Source organism: Candidatus Hartigia pinicola (assembly GCA_020541205.1).
GTDB classification, from domain to species: domain Bacteria; phylum Pseudomonadota; class Gammaproteobacteria; order Enterobacterales; family Enterobacteriaceae; genus Hartigia; species Hartigia pinicola.
In genome coordinates, this window is the sequence record CP048208.1 from 108,048 (window position 1) to 127,110 (window position 19,063).

The 19,063-nt window shown below is 26.7% G+C and carries 8 protein-coding genes and 1 tRNA gene; 8 read left to right on the plus strand and 1 reads right to left on the minus strand.

Annotated features, from left to right (window positions below):
* Nucleotides 1–1,104 precede the first annotated feature (1,104 nt).
* The 4 genes from GFV14_RS00245 to spoT all read left to right on the plus strand — a co-directional run bounded on the left by GFV14_RS00245 (nucleotide 1,105) and on the right by spoT (nucleotide 6,292).
* Nucleotides 1,105–1,677, plus strand: a complete 573-nt coding sequence (locus tag GFV14_RS00245; protein WP_457914356.1) for a DNA-3-methyladenine glycosylase I — start codon at nucleotides 1,105–1,107, stop codon at nucleotides 1,675–1,677.
* Nucleotides 1,678–3,208: 1,531 nt separating this feature from the next.
* Entirely contained in the window at nucleotides 3,209–3,832 is a 624-nt protein-coding gene (gene gmk / locus GFV14_RS00250) for a guanylate kinase (protein WP_457914357.1), read from the plus strand.
* A 43-nt stretch (nucleotides 3,833–3,875) separates the two neighbouring features.
* Nucleotides 3,876–4,151, plus strand: coding sequence for a DNA-directed RNA polymerase subunit omega (gene rpoZ, locus GFV14_RS00255; RefSeq protein WP_457914358.1), 276 nt, complete (start codon nucleotides 3,876–3,878; stop codon nucleotides 4,149–4,151).
* A 20-nt stretch (nucleotides 4,152–4,171) separates the two neighbouring features.
* A complete protein-coding gene (spoT, locus tag GFV14_RS00260; protein ID WP_457914359.1) occupies nucleotides 4,172–6,292 on the plus strand; it encodes a bifunctional GTP diphosphokinase/guanosine-3',5'-bis pyrophosphate 3'-pyrophosphohydrolase in 2,121 nt (706 codons plus the stop codon).
* A gap of 459 nt (nucleotides 6,293–6,751) precedes the next feature.
* Here the strand turns inward: spoT and GFV14_RS00265 are convergent.
* A tRNA-Arg gene (locus GFV14_RS00265) sits at nucleotides 6,752–6,824 on the minus strand.
* A 3,935-nt stretch (nucleotides 6,825–10,759) separates the two neighbouring features.
* Between GFV14_RS00265 and GFV14_RS00270 the strand changes: the two genes are divergently transcribed.
* The 4 genes from GFV14_RS00270 to secD all read left to right on the plus strand — a co-directional run bounded on the left by GFV14_RS00270 (nucleotide 10,760) and on the right by secD (nucleotide 19,053).
* Nucleotides 10,760–11,875: a porin gene (locus GFV14_RS00270; protein ID WP_457914360.1), complete on the plus strand. Its 1,116-nt coding sequence runs from the start codon at nucleotides 10,760–10,762 to the stop codon at nucleotides 11,873–11,875.
* A gap of 2,467 nt (nucleotides 11,876–14,342) precedes the next feature.
* Nucleotides 14,343–15,413 carry a tRNA preQ1(34) S-adenosylmethionine ribosyltransferase-isomerase QueA gene (gene queA / locus GFV14_RS00275; RefSeq protein ID WP_457914361.1) on the plus strand — a complete coding sequence of 357 codons (1,071 nt, stop codon included), beginning with the start codon at nucleotides 14,343–14,345 and terminating at the stop codon, nucleotides 15,411–15,413.
* A 94-nt stretch (nucleotides 15,414–15,507) separates the two neighbouring features.
* A complete protein-coding gene (tgt, locus tag GFV14_RS00280) occupies nucleotides 15,508–16,629 on the plus strand; it encodes a tRNA guanosine(34) transglycosylase Tgt (protein WP_457914362.1) in 1,122 nt (373 codons plus the stop codon).
* Nucleotides 16,630–17,205: 576 nt separating this feature from the next.
* Entirely contained in the window at nucleotides 17,206–19,053 is a 1,848-nt protein-coding gene (gene secD, locus GFV14_RS00285; RefSeq protein ID WP_457914363.1) for a protein translocase subunit SecD, read from the plus strand.
* Nucleotides 19,054–19,063: the final 10 nt, after the last annotated feature.

A 19,063-nucleotide genomic window follows, 5' to 3' on the forward strand; every position in this document is an offset into this window, starting at 1 on the left:
AAACCGATAGATTTACATGTATTACAGATAAAAAGATATAGATTTTGTTTAGTAATAGAAATAATTTACCATGATGCTAGATATTTAGCAAGATTTTCTATGCTTCTACTTTGTTCATAAGTGAGAAATTGTTATTTTTAATTAACAAAGTCAATATGTTTTTTATTTGTTAAAATATTTGAATAGAAATATTACTTGGGATGTTTCAATTAATAAGTTGATTTCTCGACTTTAGTTTAATGCTAAACATATTATAGTTATTGGTTTTAAAAAACCACGAGAATAAAGGAGTTTGTAAATACTATGAAATTTTTGAATGTATAGTCAGTGTTAAAATTATAACTAATCTTAGTTAGTAATTGTTTGACATTCAGTATTACAGATTGGTTGAAAATAAATAATGAGAAATTGATATCATGGAATAGAATGTGCAATATGGGTTACTTAATACTCAATATGAAGTTTTTTAGCTTGTTTTAAGGAAATAAATATAGTAATAATCGAGTTTAAAGTGTTTTTAAAATATTCTAAATATATTTTTTGAATATTGTGAAATAGGTTTAATTAATAAGTGAAAATTTTTTAGTAAGATAAAATGTATTTTAGATGTATCCATAGGAGCCATCAGTAGTACAAGAAGAATGTAAACATAACATTTATTTATTAGGTGAAAACAAGAGAAAATGAGTATAGTATCACTATGTGGTAATTGTGATCTTAATATCTCTATATTTAGTATTTTAACACTAAGATAGCCTGACTAAGATGAGTAATTTTATCGCATTACAATAAAACTTTTAGAAGATTTTAATATTAAAAATTTATATATTAGATGTAAAGATTAGTACACAATACATATAATATAACTTAATTTCATTAGTGTACATCTCATTTTTTCTAGGTGTACAGATTAAATATGTATGAATTTTATCATTAATAAAAACTATTATTTATTTTATTTACATTAAATTAGTAATGTATGTTTCATCATTTTATTTTTATCAAGATAGTGAGAGAAAATTATTTTAAGAAGTATAAATAAAATTGTACTTTGTTAGTTTAACAGACGTCAATAATAAAAATAAAATCATACAAGGACGCAAGATGGAATTATTACTCACTCGGTGCCGATGGGTCAATCGAGACCCTAAATATATCTCTTATCATGATAACGAATGGGGAAGACCTTCTTGGAACAGTCGTAAATTATTTGAAATTCTTTGTTTAGAAGGACAACAAGCTGGCTTGTCTTGGTATGTTATTTTTAAAAAACGCGAAAAATATCGAGAACTGTTTCATGATTTTAAACCAGAAAAAATAGTATGTATGACTTCACAAGATATTAAACGTATAATAAAAAATCCAGGTATTATTCGTCATCGCAGTAAACTAAATTCTATTATTACTAATGCAAAAGTCTATCTTGAAATGGCTAAAAATGGTGAAGATTTTTCTGATTTTGTTTGGGGTTTTGTAAATCATCAACCGATTGTCAATCGATGGGAAACACACTCACAAATTCCTACATGCACTTTAACTTCGGAAGTACTTTTTACAGCACTTAAAAAACGAGGTTTTAAGTTTATAGGTTCAATTACCTGCTATTCTTTTATGCAGGCGATTGGTATGATTAATGACCATTTAATTAGTTGTTTTCAATATGATAAATTACAATAAAAAATATAGAAATATCAAAATAATAGTTATTATATTAGTAATGTTTATATATTTAATCTAAAATTGAAATACGTGATTATGAAATATTAGTTTTATTAATTTATCGCATTTTAACTCTATTACAATGCAGGGTATATTATTTATTTAACTAGTAACATGATTAATATATTGAAAAATAAGATACTTTCAATAAAGTAATAAATTTTCTTAAAATTAAATAAACGTAATTACTACTAACAAATTTAAACAAAGGTATTAAAGTTGGTTAAGAATTCTGTGTAAATATAATGATTACTATTTTTTCGAAAAATACATATATTATTACTAATAAAATTAAAGTAATTGTTTAAGTCAATTGATTTCTTATTATTTTATCATTAAATTATTCACACACTAAATTACTACATGTGTGTGTTGTGTTGAATTCATTGTTGTATATTTTAAAAATTTTTACTATAAAGATAGTATATTTCTATAATCATTTTCAAGAAAGATCAATGTGGTGCAAGATCAATGTGGTGATTTTTATAAATTGAAGAAAGAAACTTGTAGAAATATAGATAAGTCTATTTGGAATTAAAGTTTAATAATTTAAAAATAAAGTACGTGTTATTACTGATTAACAATCACTAATAGTATTTTATTATTATTTACAAGTTCACTGTGAAGAAAATTGATACATTTTATTAGCCTTCTGTGATATAAAAAATTTTAAGAATCATAGTATACACATATGAAATATAGATAAAAATTTTTCTTTGTATAATTTTATTAGCAATAGATGCTCTTATAATAACAAGTATGTTAATAGATTGTTACATTAAAAATTATTAGAACTTTCTAAGAAATAGTATGTACTCTGTATTATTAATGAGGTCATAATACAACAATGAATTATATTTTAGAGAGATATTAAAAAATGATTCATTTAATGTAAATTGTGTTATCTAGAAAGATGTCGATGTTTTTGAGGTATTATAAAATCATTTAAATATTTACTTCAGTTTGTTGATTTAATTTTTATTATCTATATATTGTGCAAGAAAGATTATGAATAAGCTCTATATAAATGTTTAGATTTTTATTATTTTGATTGTCACAGTTATTTGAGCAGAAATATTTTATATTTTTTACAACTTAAATGTCATAAAATTATACATTTTGAATTTCATTTAGTATTTTATTAATAAAATTATAATCAAAAAATCTTTTATTTTATAAATTTTAAAAAAATTTAAAGAGCTTAAGTGATAGATGCAGGATAACATGACTTTTTAATATTCTTAAAACTTCTATTAATCATATAAATATTGTATTTTGCTAAATAATTTGAATGATATCTAGAGAATAATCAAAAGAGATTAAAATATAGATGATTATTAAATTTAGGTATTTAAATTTTGTTAATACTCATGCAACTTTAAGCATAATAAATATAATTTATCTCTAATGATTTATATTGACTGAAGTATATCTATACTGCATGGAATTGATTATTATCTTTTACATTTAATCTTTACTTAAAATCATCATGATACAAGGCACGTTATATATTATTTCAGCGCCAAGTGGTACTGGTAAATCTAGTCTCATCAAAGAGTTGTTCAAAAAAAAATTGTTATATGATATACAAGTTTCAATTTCATATACAACAAGATCTGCTCGACAAGGCGAAGTCAATGGTATACATTATTTTTTTATTTCCAAAACAGATTTTTTAGAAATGGCTGATAACAATGAGTTCTTGGAATATGCTTGTGTTTTTGGAAATTATTATGGTACTTCTCGGATAATGATTGAAAACATACTTAAAAATGGAGTTGATATACTGTTAGATATCGACTGGCAAGGAGCACAACAGATTCGTAAAGTCATGCCTATAGTTTGCAGTATTTTTATACTACCTCCATCAAAAGATGAGCTGTATCTTCGTTTATGTGGTCGTGGTCAAGATAGTAGTATAGTTATTGAAAAACGTATGTCTCAAGCGTTAAGTGAAATTGAACATTACAATGAATACGACCATCTCATCATTAATGATGATTTTAATACTGCATTAAGCGATTTTCAATCTATTCTCCGTTCCGGGCGTTTAAGACTCTGTCGCCAAATACAACAATATGATTCTTTAATTAGAAAATTACTTGCAGACTAGGAAAAGTTTTAGTATTTTTTATTTCTTTTGGAGAAGCACAATTATGGCACGCGTAACTGTTCAAGACGCAGTAGAGAAAATTGGTAATCGCTTTGACCTGATACTAGTTGCAGCTCGCAGGACTCGTCAGTTACAAATAGGTGGTAAAGATCCTTTAGTTTCTACAGAAAATGATAAATATACTGTGATTGCTTTACGTGAAATAGAAGCAGGTTTAATTAATAGTTACATACTAGATGTTTGTGAGCGTCAAGAGCAACAAGATCAAGAAACAGCTGAAATGAGAGCTATTTCTTCTATTGCTGAAACTAGTCGTTAATCACTGATATGGGTTTAGTTTTGTATCTTTTTGAAAATTTAAATCAAATAATTCAGCAGTATCTTTCTAAAGAAAAGATTGAATTACTAAGGAAAGTGTTTTATATCGCACGGGATGCCCACGCAGGTCAAATCCGTTTAAGCGGTGAGCCTTATATTACTCATCCTGTTGCTGTAGCCTGTATGCTTGCTCAAATGCGTTTAGACCATGAAACACTTATGGCTGCTCTACTGCACGATGTAATTGAAGACACTTCAGCAACATTTCAAGATATAGAAAGTCTATTTGGTACTACAGTGGCTGGTCTTGTCGAGGGTGTATCTAAATTAGATAAACTTAATTTCCGTAATCAAAAAGAAGCTCAAGCAGAAAACTTTCAAAAAATGATTATGGCAATGGTAAAAGATATTCGCGTTATTCTGATAAAACTAGCAGATCGTACACATAATATGCGTACTCTAGGCTCATTAAGGCTAGATAAACGTCGTCGCATTGCAAAAGAAACACTAGAAATTTATAGCCCTCTTGCGCATCGGTTAGGTATTCATCACATAAAAACTGAGCTTGAAGAGCTAGGTTTTGAAGCTTTATATCCTAATCGCTATCGCGTTATTAAGGAAGTTGTTAAATCTGCACGAGGAAACCGTAAGGATATAATTAGAACCATTCTCTATGACATTGATAGTCGACTTACTCAGTCCGGAGTATTATGTCGAGTGAATGGTCGAGAAAAACATCTTTATTCTATCTATTGTAAAATGTACCTTAAAGAGCAAAAATTTCATTCTATTATGGATATATATGCTTTTAGAGTGATTGTTCAAGATGTTGATACTTGTTATCGTGTTTTAGGTCAGATGCATAATTTATATAAACCCCGCCCTAGTCGAATTAAAGATTACATCGCTATTCCTAAAGCAAACGGTTATCAATCATTACATACGTCATTAATTGGACCACATGGCGTACCTGTTGAAGTCCAAATTCGTACTGAAGATATGGAACAAATGGCTGAAAGAGGGGTGGCTGCTCATTGGGCGTATAAAAAACAAGGTGAAACTGGCACAACAGCACAAGTTCGAGCGCAACGTTGGATGCAAAGCTTGCTAGAATTGCAAAAGAGTGCAGGAAGTTCTGTTGAATTTATTGAAAACGTTAAATCTGATTTATTTCCTGATGAGATTTATGTTTTTACTCCAGAAGGCCGTATTATTGAGCTTCCTATAGGAGCAACACCTGTTGACTTCGCTTATGCTGTCCATACTAATATTGGTCACTCTTGTATAGGTGCACGTGTTGACCGTCAACCTTATTTATTATCTCAAGTACTCATCAGCGGTCAAACAATCGAAATTATTACAGCTCCATGGGCTAGACCAACAGCAGATTGGCTAAATTTTGTTGTTAGTTCAAAAGCGCGATCTAAAATACGTCAGTTACTAAAAAATCTTACACTTGAAGATTCTATTAATAAAGGGCTTCATTTTTTGAATAATGTGTGTAATGCATGCAATAAATTAACTGATGCGCCGAAAGTGAATCTTGATATTGCATTAGCACGCATAAAATTATATTCAATGAATAATCTATTAGAAGAAGTAGCTCTTGGTAATGCGATTAGCATTGTCGTTGTTTATAATTTACAAAATAACTCAGAAGTAACAATGATGGAAAATGCATTAATTATACAAAACCATAATAATTATTTTATCAAAGGTTCTGATGTGGTTTTTATTACTTTTGTTAAATGTTGTCATTCCATGCCTGGGGATCCGATTGTCGCTCAAATCAATCCAGGAAAAGGACTTATTATTCATAATGAATCTTGTCGTAACATACGTGGTTACCAAAAAGAGCCAGATAAATTTATATCAGTAGAATGGGATAATAATCACAATGCTGACTTTGTTGCAGGAATTCAAGTAGGTATGATTGATGATCAAGGTGCAGTCTCTTATTTAACTACTCTTATTCATGATGCGAACTTTAATATTCAAAGCATGAACATAGAAAAAAAAGATGGTTGTATTTATTGCGCTTTTATTCGTTTCACAACAAAAAATCGAGATCAGTTAATAAATATAATGCATAAAATTCGCATTATTCCAGATGTTGTATATGTTATCCAGCATAATCATTAAAAATAAATTAATGTCATTATCATTGCATATGTAACAATTATTAATTTTAGTAAGTGATCTCGATTTTTTTTGAAGAAATGCATAAAATAAATCTCATAATGTATCTATTTATGATGGATATAGTCGTTAATAGCCTAACGATTTATAAAGTCTATAAAATGTAGCTTGACTAATATATAAAATTTTTATTTATTTTGTTTCTAGAAATAATTACTAACTAAAAATAGTTACCGCTGAATTAGATTGAATAAAGCAATTTTAGATTTATGATTATAAGACATTTCAGTTTTTGAAATAATTTTTTAATGTGTTTTTAAATTACTTTAAAATTTGTCAACCTTGTTTTCTGTAGTCATTTTGAAAGTCTTTCTTTTTAAATGATAGTGCTCGTGAACTACATAATATATAAGAGAATTTATTTTTTATATGGACGTATAATGATAAATTATTATACACTTATGTCCCTTGTAGGAATCGAACCTACAACTAACCCTTAGGAGGGGTTTGTTATTTCCTTTTTAACTAAAGGGACTGAAAAAATATATATATTATAGTATTTGATCTATTATTTCATATCTAATTAAATTTATTTATTATATTAATTTTTTAAAATACATTCTACATAATAATTTTGATTATATTTTTATTCAGTATTTATAATTTAAAACTTTTAAAGGAATTTTCAAAAGAACTTACAAGTAATGATTTAATAAAACTATGCACTTAAATAAATATGATATTATATCTTTAGGATGGTAAATTAATTATAGTATCTTCGGTATGCAATTCGATTATTAATTAATGGGTAATAAAAAGAATATTAAGTATTCATGCTATTCTAGTGTGAGTAAGTGTAATTAAAATGAAAATTGTTTTTTTAGGATAGTTTTTCTTGAGATAAAAAGTATATCTATTGTTAGATTTTATGATTAAAAATAGATATACTTTTTTATTTCGTGATATTATTTCTGATATTTAATAAAGCATGTGACTGATATCAAATGCTAATTTAAATTTTATTTAAGAAATAGTTAACTTGTATTTCAGGTGATATTATATACACTAATTAATTTCTGTGAATTCACTAATCAAGTAATAATCTCAAATTATTATTTATTTTTTGCATTTATATGCCGGTTTTTCATTCAATATCGTATAACATTCTTATATAATTTTAAATTTTTACCTACTTTATTTCTTAAGTTTTTTATATTAGATTTTAATCAATTTTTTATGCATCTATGAGTAATTCCTACTTGATCTCATTAAATTTGCAAAGTATCACTTTGTTCTTATCTATTCGTATTATAAAGGATAATGATCATTATTTAAAACTTTATTAAAAATTTCATGACTTATTCACACTTCATTAGTCGATAGAGATATGGATGTAATTTACCTGCAAACTCTATACTTCCATGCATGCAAAAGACTTATTTTTTTGTTTAAAGAACTTTTATATGTTGTTATTTGGTTTGATTATTTTCAATAAGATTTTATGTAATGAATTATGTATTATTAGTTCTATAAAAAATTTTAATTATTAATTAGTTTTAATATTAATTAATTTCAATATACTCGGAACGAGTTCAATATTATTTTAATTTATTATCTGAAAATAGTAATAATTAGCTGATAATTTAATTCTGTATCTTGTTTAGGTATTTTTATGAATATTTGTACAGTGACATCACTATAGATATATTTATCTTTGTTTATATATCAATATAATTTTAAAGAGAAAATGATTAATTTTTAATGCTGTCTTGTATAATGCATTTAATGTAATGTACACTTTTAATAGTTATGTCAAGTCGCATTTTTAGTTTATACGTATAGATTTCACTTTCATGGTATTGAAAAATGTTTTAATCTCTTTATATTGAGCTATAAAATGCACATAGCCTATTGTATTTTTTTGTTTGATTAACTATAATGTTTGATACTAGCTTACACTAAGTTATCATGCTTAGTTTTATTAAAATTAACTTTCTTAACTAAAAAAATCAATCTTAATTTTTAATATCATGATCTTTTTTTTGAGAATTAAATATTTTTGAATATAGTATTATGCAACATACTTAAAGTAATTTAAATTAAACTTAGAAACATTATGAAAAAATTTATTATGATCTTACATTATAATGAATATTATAGTGTTAGGTTGACTAATCAATATCTTATATATTAAAATTAGTGATCAGTATGTATTATGATATTTCAGGAATTGTTTAAGACTGAATAATGATTTTTTATTCTAGGTGAAACGTTAATAACAGTTCATAAATCTAAAATTTTATGCTATAAAAATGTTATTTAATATGTTTAAAGTATTGCAATTGTTTATTTTTAGTCTAAATTATTTTAACTGAAAACATATTTATATTGTAAAAATATAATTTTGATTTTATTGTATAGAAAATTATAGAAACTCAACCTGCTTTTTTCATGAGAAGCATTAAAAATTAAAGATAAATATAGACCTGAATGTAGCTAATTTTCAGTTATTTTAGTGAACAATACAACAAGTCACTGAAGTGAATAGACCTTCAAAAGGTAACTTCATGTAATAATTTGATCAAATGAAGTTGTACTGTTGTTTTGTGAAATGACAGTAAAATTTATTCCTACGTTATTTAATGTCTCTGCATGGTTATTCACTACTAAAAGTTAGTGACTGTAAATGATTTAAATAAAAAAATAGATACTATGTATTTATTGTACTGGTATTTTTCAAAAAAACCTTTAACAAATGTATATATTCATATTAGTGCAAATAATTCTTCTAGAAAACAGTATTTGTATCTAAATCAAGCTTGATAATTAAATCAGTTAATTAAGTACTAATGATCAATACGAGCTTTATATTATTTAATATAAATATTCTATTGAGTGTTTTTATTGATGAGAATATTTTATGGAGTTTTTATTAGAGTATGATTTACACAAATAGGTTTCTACAATTTTTAATAATATCTTTTACATATAGCCATGAAACATTTTTTAAGTGCTTTGTATATAATATGATATTTTTAATAAGTTATTTAGATTTTTTTAATTAGTTATTAATATAATAAACCATTGAACAGTATCTGTGTTAAACATGTTATTGGTTTTAATAAGTTTATTCGTAACTATTTAATTACTGTTTGATATTTTTTGTTTGTTGTGTTTGAAGTTTGTGCGGTTATTTAACTTTATTTTTACTATAGTGAATTGCATATATTCATTGTCAAAAAGGTATGAATAGCTTAAATTAATAATGCTTCTAATTATCATGAGTAAAACTTAAAGTTTTTAAATTTATTTAAAATCTTTTTTAGTGTAGTTATTTATCTATTTCATAATAAAAAAGTTTAAAATAGTTATTTTAGTTTAAAAATATTGCAATAAATTTAATTTTCTTATTAATTAATAATTATTCATCCTCTTAGAGGATGCGAAACGTATATAAGGTGTATGATATAATCGCTACATATCTAAAAATTATTTTACTGAAATATGCTCTATAGTAATTGTTCTGGACAAAGTAACTATATATTGCTATTGTTAATTTAGAAAGAGTCATTATTAGTAATAAATTTATTTATTCTGGAAAGAAAGTTAAAAAACTGTAATGAGTAAGTTTGTTAATAATTTTAAAAACATTCATAACTTTCTTAATTAGTGCTTTAGATAGAATAAAAACATGGATATATTCATAAAAAATCTTATATAAGTAAGATTTCCAAAATTACCAGACAAATCTTAGTAGTATTAGATTTATTCTATGATAATTACATTAAATTTTTTTAAGATTTCGAATAAAAATGTCTTCATAGTCTTTATTTGATATAAAATATTTTATGTACGATATATCATTAAATGAAATGAATACTAGCCAAATATTGATGATAATGTCTATTATAAAATTATCCTGTGTTTTATAATCATTAAACATAACATACTATGTAGCTGTAAAATAATCCTACATCTTGATAGAATTAAACAAATATTAAATTGTTTAAAAAATTCGTCAAATCTAGAAGCGATGTAAGAAATATTTAAATATTGTCTCAAATTTATTAATTTAGCATTGATTATTTTGTTTTTTTATAGAAAAAATATTAATTAGATTCTAATAAAATAATTTTATATTACTTTTGAAACTCATTAAATATCATTTATATTTATTTAAGTTATTTAAAAACATTTAATTTGATTTTTTAAAAAATAGCTAATTTTATTTTTAATAAATCATAAAAAATGATTATTTATTGAGCTATTTTTTTATTTTGAAACACTTAATTACTATTTGTTACAGAATCTTCGTTTTTGTATCACTTTGAAGGTAGATAAATTTATTTACCAGTGGAACACTGGACGCAGGCATAGACGACACTAATCTATCATGAATGGTTCTAAAAAATTTGATAATTGTTTTTGGCAGTGGAAAGTGTCTGAATAACACCAATGAGGGTAATAATAATGATAAAACGCAATATTCTTGCAATAGTTATGCCAGTTCTGTTAGTTGCAAGTTCAGCAAACGCAACTGAAGCATACAACAAAGATGGCAATAAGTTAGATGTTTACGGTAAAATTGACGTTCGTCACTATTTTACTAATGGTAAAAGTAGTGATAAGATGAAGAGCCAAAGTGGTGATTATTCACGTTTTCATTTAGGTGCTGAAGGTACCACTCAAATCACTGACCAACTTAGTGGTTTTGCTCTTTTCGAGCTAGGAACTAAAACTAGCTATTCTGAAGACGATAGTGAAAATAGGACTCGTTTAGCATATGCTGGTTTAAAATTTTCTGATTTTGGTTCAGTTAATTATGGTCGGAATTACGGTGTAATATACGACACGAACGCATGGACTGATGTTTTCCCACTTTGGGGTGCGGATACCATGGCTCAAACTGATACTTTTATGACTAGCACTAGCAGTAATCTATTAACTTATCGTAATAAAAACGCATTTGGTTATGTTGATGGTCTGAGTTTTGCTCTGCAATATCAAGGTGAAAATACTGGAAATAATGTCTATGATGTTCATGGTACTTTAAAAACAGTCAAAAATAACGGCGATGGTTACGGTCTTTCTACTGCATATGATTTGGGCTGGGGTGTAACATTAGGTGCTGGTTATTCTTACTCTACTCTTACTGAAGTGCAAAAATATGAACCTTCTCTTTCTGGTCAATATGCTACAGCATGGAATATTGGTGGTAAATTTAAAGCTAACAACGTTTATGTAGCAGCTATGTATGGTCAAACTATGAACATGACTCATTACGGCTCAAAAGATGATGTGGCTAATAAAACTGAAAACGTTGAATTCGTTGTTCAATACTTATTTGATTTTGGCCTAAAACCATCGATTGGTTATAATCAATCAAAAGGTAAAGGTTTATCCAATAACCAAGGTCAGCAAGACCTAGTTAAATATGTTTCTCTTGGTTCTTATTACTATTTTAATAAAAATGTTTCTGCAGTTGTGGACTATAAAATCAATTTGCTGAACAACAATAATTTTACTAAAGATAATGGTATTAATACTGATAATGTAGTTGGGTTCGGTCTGGTTTACGAGTTCTAATCATTGATTAAATAATCACTTAGACTAAACTGAAAATCTATTCTAAAAAGCAACGCCTGGGCGTTGCTTTTTAGCTTGTGCATTGTAGAATAAATTGTTTTAATTTTAATTAATATACTGTTTTTATTTATTTTATTTATTTTATTTAGTTGTATATAAAGAGTGAATTTATTGTAATATTCATTATTTTATATTTAATAACTTTTCAAAGGGTAAATTTTATATCTTTAATAAAAACAAGAAAATTTATACTTCCATCATCAATAAAAATATTTTAACAAATGAAACCTTGATTACTCTACAAATAAATAGTGTTTCTCTTCGAGACGTGTAGATACGTGTATGATACGTTCTTTTAACTGCTATAGGTTCTTGTAAGAAGTTATTAAATAGCCTTTCTTTTAGCACTAAGGTTAAAATAGCACTGTATGATTATTATTTTAATTAGAAATGTATGATAAAGAGAGTCTCTTGACTAGATAAAAAGAGATCACATTAACAACTAAGGTCTAAACTAGTTGCATTCTCTATCAAAATACTATTATTTTAGTTATCAGCACATGACAAAATTATTAAGAATATATGAATACCCAATGTGTAAAAGATTATGACAATTAAATAAACAAATCCAAGAAAATACTTAATTTTTATTTATTAAATTACATCAATAACGAATGAAGTAGTAGATAAAAAGTTTTGTATTTGTTAGTTTTCTAAAGCATTTTTCTATGTTACAATTTTTTAAAAGCGAAAGATTATATAAGTGACGTAGTAAAAATAGTTTGTTATTACATAATACCTTTTTATAGTTGAGATAAGAAACGTCATGAATGCCGTGTATATAATATAACATTATGATCTTGGGATGAAAGTATGTAGTTTTAGTCCTTTTGATAAAGATTTCTAAATGTAAATATTGTAAAAAATATTTCAATATCTATCTTTTTTTAATTGATTTAATATGTATTGTTTTTTTAAATACTATTATAAGTAAACTCTTAATATTTCCTGCTCATTAATATATTTAGTTCTAGTTTAATTTTGTGTAATATCTGATATTTAGTGATTTTTCTTTGTATTTAATATTGGGTATTTTTATTGATTTTAGCTATATTTAAATAATTTTCTTTAAACAATTAGTAATATTAACGCTGATAATATTGTATTATCATATTTGAGATAATTATCATAATTTATAATATTTAAGACTCTTATTGCGTAGTTTTATTTATTTTTTAGAGTTTTACTGTGAAATATTAGATTAATCCTGTAAGAAAGAAAAACTATATCAGTATACGTTATTCATTGATTTATATTTTTTTATTATGTGTGATATTGATAATAAGACCAATGATCTTATAGGTAATAATTATATTTAATATAGTAATTACATCATAAATCTAATCTACTAGTTATCATATTAAATAATTAAATTTATTTTTAATATCTTAGTTGAAGAATTTTATTTAATATTTTGTTTAGTATCGTGCGGTATTTTTTAAAATAAATCTCATCTATGCATTTATCTCATAAAAAGTATATTAAATATTTCAATATATAAAAAGATCATTCACTTTCAAGTACAAAATAAAGTAACCTATGAATTTAATTGAATTAATTAAGTTTTATTAGTTTAATTATTTTATTTTATTGCATTAAATAGAGAATATCTGTTAATATCACAGTTGTATCATCTTTATCTTTAAGATAATTTCAAGTATTAAGTGATTTGTATGCAAGATAAAATTTATCAAAATTATATTTTATAATTCATAACACACTAATAAATATAATATTTTTATTGTTACCTATATTTTACAGAATTATATTTGTGTTTGATTGTTTGTAATGCATGATTACGTAAGCTATATTTCTCATTGTTATTGTGATTAACAAGGAATTTTCTAACTAAATACTTTTATACGTTTTAGCATATTAATTCTGTTTTTGAAGAATTTTTATTTTGAAAATTTAAAACATGAATATAAAATAATTTCACTAAAAATTACTAGATAACATATTTTTCAGGAAAAATGTGGGATATAAATATTATATAAAACATTCTTATATACACCACTTCTTGAAATGTATATATTTTCGTTTATTTTGAAGAATATTAATTTAATTGATTAAATAGTTTTTAACTAATTTTAATACTGTTAGTTCTTGTGTTAAGAAGAGACATGATAACAATTATACTTTAAAAGATTTTTTTTATATCTTCTGGACGACTTATGTTTACATTATTTACTTATAATTTATGTAATTTGAAATTTCTCCTTCATTGCATTAAAAACAATAAAAATTAAATAATTGAATAAAATAGTAAGTATGTAAAGAAAATTTTCTTTGTTATTTTAGCATTTATTAAATAATAAATATTATTTTATCTGAAGTAATGCTTATTTTTTGTATCGTTCTATGATTTTCACTAAACTATTTTACTATTATTGTTGATCTTAATATCATGCGTGTTTCTAATTTCAGTTTTGAAGTGCCTAAACAACTAATTGCTCAGTATCCTCAAAAAAAGAGGAGCGCGTGCAAACTATTAAGTATTGACGGTCGAAGTGGGAAAATTACTCATGGTGTATTTACTGATATTTTTGATAAATTGGAATCTGGTGATTTATTAGTGTTGAACAATACTCGGGTTATTCCTGCAAGACTCTTTGGTCGAAAGGTAAGTGGTGGTAAGATTGAGATACTTGTTGAAAGAATACTGAATGAGCGTCGAGTGCTTGCCCACATTAATTCTTCTAAAGTGTTAAAAGAAGGTGCTTCGATAGTATTGAGTAAAGATAAAAGTATTCATGCAGTAGTAATGTCTCGTCATAATGCGCTCTTTGAATTATGCTTTGAGAGTGAACTTGATGTGATTAGTATCCTTAATAAAATTGGCCATATTCCTCTTCCACACTATATCAATCGTCCTGATTATGAGTTAGATAAAGAACTTTATCAGACCGTTTATAGTCACCGTCTCGGTGCTGTTGCTGCACCGACTGCGGGGTTGCATTTTGATCAACCATTACTTAAAGCGCTCTACAAAAAAGGCGTAAAAATGACTTTTGTGACATTACATGTGGGTGCTGGAACTTTTCAACCTGTCCGTGTAGACAGAATTGAAGATCATGTCATGCATTCTGAATATGTAGAAGTATCACAAAATGTCGTTGATGCGGTGTTAGCTTGTAAAGTGCGAGGTAACCGAGTCATTGCGGTTGGTACAACGTCTGTACGCTCTTTAGCAAGTGCAGCAAAATCCAATCAAGAGGTTCTTATTTCTCCTTTTTTTAATAATACTCAGATCTTTATTTATCCAGGGTTTGAAGATCAGATCGTCGATGGATTAATTACTAATTTTCATTTACCAGAATCAACACTCATAATGTTAGTCTCTGCATTTGCAGGATATCAAAATACTATGCAAGCATACAAAGAAGCTATAGCACATAAATATCGTTTTTTTAGTTATGGTGATGCCATGTTTATTACTCGCAATCCAATTGCTCATATAGAAAAAATTGGAGAATAATAATTAAAAATTGTAGCTCGATAGCTAAAATTGATCTGATCATCTGTTAAATTAAGATCAATAGTAGACTATTTTCTGATTTTAGGAAACTAATGTGAAATATGAATTAAAAACTACTGATGGAAAAGCACGTCGTGGTCGTTTAGTTTTTGAGCGTGGTATAGTTGAGACACCAGTATTCATACCAGTAGCTACCTATGGTACAGTTAAAGGAATGACCGCTGAAGAAGTAGAAAAAACTGGTACACAGATTTTGTTAAGCAATACATTTCATTTATCGTTACGTCCAGGACAAGAGATCATAAAGTTGCATGGAGATTTACATAATTTTATAAAGTGGAAAGGTCCAATCCTGACTGATTCAGGTGGTTTTCAAGTATTTAGTTTAAGTAAAATATGTAAAATTAAAGAAGAAGGTGTACATTTTTATAATCCAATTAACGGAACAAAAATTTTTTTTAGTCCTGAGACGTCAATAGACATTCAATACAATCTTGGTTCTGATATTGTGATGATTTTTGACGAATGCATGTCCTATCCTGCTAGCTGGGGTGATGTAAAAAAATCGATGGAATTGTCATTACGATGGGCTTATCGTAGTCGTCAACGTTTTGATGAATTAAACAATAAAAATGCATTATTTGGTATTATTCAAGGTGGTATTTATGAAGACTTACGTGATATTTCTTTTCAGGGTCTTGTAGATATTGGATTTAATGGATATGCTGTAGGTGGTTTGGCAGTTGGTGAACCTAAAAAAGATATGCACCGTATTTTAAAGCATCTTTGTCCTAAAATGCCTACTGAGAAACCGCGCTATTTAATGGGTGTTGGTAAACCAGAGGATTTGATTGAAGGTGTACGTCATGGTATTGATATGTTTGATTGTGTTATGCCAACTCGACATGCTAGAAATGGGTATTTGTTTGTCACGCATGGTGTAGTAAAAATTCGCAATGCAAAGTATAAATCCGATATTTCAAAATTAGATTTAGACTGCGATTGTTATACTTGTCAGAATTATAGCCGAGCATATTTACATCATCTTGATCGTTGTAATGAAATGCTGAGTGCAAGACTGAATACTATTCATAATTTATGTTATTATCAGTGCTTAATGTCGGGTATACGTCAAGCAATTGAAAAAAATACCTTTACAGAATTTGCTCAAAATTTTTATCAAAAAATTGCGAAAGATAATTTTTGTTTTATATAGAATTAATGTAGATTTTGAGTTATTATAATTAATTGAGCATAATAATTCTGATCTTTATAATGTGGGATAAATGTCTTTGTTATATGCATGATTTGAATTATATACTTCATGCTTTTGAAGGTAATTTTTTGATCATTTTTACTTAATTTATTAAGTGATAGTTTATTTTACTTTAAAATTATTATGTATTGGTTATATGTTTATTGAACTTAAATCAGTTCTTTAATTTTAAAATCTCAGCACATACATAAGTACTTCAGATGATTAGTATAGATTAGAACGTATCTGATAATCATTATTTTGATCTTTTTTTAAGGTCTTTAATGTTATAACTCTATCTCTAAAAAAAGTAAGAAAATATTATAAATTACCACCATGTTTTAAGAGTAGTAATTTTAATAACAAATCTTTTACATTCACTTATAGTCAAAATTTTAATATAGTCTATATTGTTTTTTTAATTAAGCAAAAAAAACTCAAGTAACTATCAAACGTGATTTCATTATTATTATTTTACCTAACTCACAGTATAATGAAACTTATTTAATTTTTTATTTTCCCGAAGGGAAATTTCTTGTGCTAAATCGTTATCCTTTGTGGAAGTATCTGATGTTGATTTTTACGATTTGCATCAGTTTTCTTTATGCACTTCCAAATTTATATGGTGAAGATCCATCTATTCAAATTACTGGTGTGCGAGGAACTGTATCTCATGAAAAAACGATGGCTCAAGTTCAAAAAACGTTAGAAAAAGAAAACATAAAAAGTAAATCTATTACTTTAAAGAATGGGATAATATTGGTTCGATTTAATAACACTGATATTCAATTGCGCACCCTTGAAATATTAGTGAACTCATTAGGTAAGCAATATATTGCTGCACTACATCTTGCACCTTCTACTCCTAAATGGCTAGATAAACTTGGCGGAAAGCCTATGAAACTAGGTCTTGATTTGCGTGGTGGCGTTCATTTTTTAATAGAAGTTGATATCAACTCTGTATTGGATAAATTACAAGAACAAAATATAAATAGGTTACGTAACAATTTTCACCAAACAGGAATTTCGTACTGTTTTCTTCGAAAAGGTACTAATAACTATAGTATTGAAATGAATTTTCGTAATGAGTACGAGCGTCGTAAAGCAGAAAAAATACTAACAGATAAATTTCAAGATCTAGTGTTCTCTTATGATAATAATATCATGACTGCCTCTATGACTGATGAGCGTTTACGTGAAATTCATAACTATGCTGTATCTCAAAATATTATTATTATTCGTAATCGCGTAAACCAACTAGGTGTTTCTGAACCTTTGGTACAACGTCAAGGTTTAAAGCGCATTATTGTTGAGTTGCCTGGTATTCAAGATACCGTACGTGCAAAAGATATCTTAGGTGCGACGGCAACTCTTGAATTCCGTTTAGTTAATTCAAATATTGATCTTACTACGACCCAAAATCTTCGTGTTCCGTTTGATTCTGAAATTAAGTATAGCCGTAATGGTGTGCCTTATCTTCTTTATAAGCGTGTTATTTTAACAGGAGATCATATCACTAATTCATCATTTAGTAGTGATGAAAACGGTGCGCCACAAGTAAATGTTAATTTAGATAGTGATAGTGGATTAATGATGTCTAATTTTACTCGAAATAATCAAAATAAATTCATGGCAACATTATTTATTGAATATAAAGATAGTGGCAAAAAAGATACGACTGGTCGTGTAATCTTAGTAAAAGACGAAAAAGTGATTAATATAGCTAGTATTTCTGCAAATTTTGGTAGTCAATTCCGTATTACTGGAATACGTGATCAAAATGAAGCTCGACAGTTATCTTTGTTACTGCGTGCTGGTGCATTAACTGCGCCAATTCAAGTTGTTGGAGAGCGGACTATTGGACCAACACTAGGTATAAAGAATATCGAAAAAGGTTTAAAAAATTGTATTGCGAGTCTGTTAGTATCTGTTTTATTTATGACTATTTATTATCGTAAGTTTGGTTTGATTGCGAGTGCGGCTCTGATAGTAAATTTAGTTATGATCATTGGTATTATGTCTCTGTTACCTGGAGCAACACTGACTATGGCAGGTATTGCGGGTATTGTATTAACTCTTGCTGTTTCAGTCGATGCTAATGTTTTAATCAATGAACGAATTAAAGAAGAACTAAAACATGGTCGTTCTGTTCAAAACTCGATTCATGAAGGATATAAAAATGCGTTTTCAAGTATTATTGACGCAAACTTAACAACATTAATTACTGCTGTAATTCTTTATGCAGTAGGTGCTGGTTCCATTAAAGGATTTGCAATTACAACAACTATAGGTATTGCTACATCTATGTTTACAGCTATTATAGGTACACGTGCGATTGTAAATTTATTATACGGTGGTAAACGTGTTAAAAAATTGTCAATCTAAAAATAATTAT

Excerpts from the sequence above, each read along its gene's own strand:
- GFV14_RS00245 (WP_457914356.1), top strand. The coding sequence starts at position 1,105 with ATGGAATTATTACTCACTCGGTGCCGATGGGTCAATCGAGACCCTAAA.
- gmk (WP_457914357.1), top strand. The coding sequence starts at position 3,209 with ATGATACAAGGCACGTTATATATTATTTCAGCGCCAAGTGGTACTGGT.
- rpoZ (WP_457914358.1), top strand. The coding sequence starts at position 3,876 with ATGGCACGCGTAACTGTTCAAGACGCAGTAGAGAAAATTGGTAATCGC.
- GFV14_RS00270 (WP_457914360.1), top strand. The coding sequence starts at position 10,760 with ATGATAAAACGCAATATTCTTGCAATAGTTATGCCAGTTCTGTTAGTT.
- queA (WP_457914361.1), top strand. The coding sequence starts at position 14,343 with ATGCGTGTTTCTAATTTCAGTTTTGAAGTGCCTAAACAACTAATTGCT.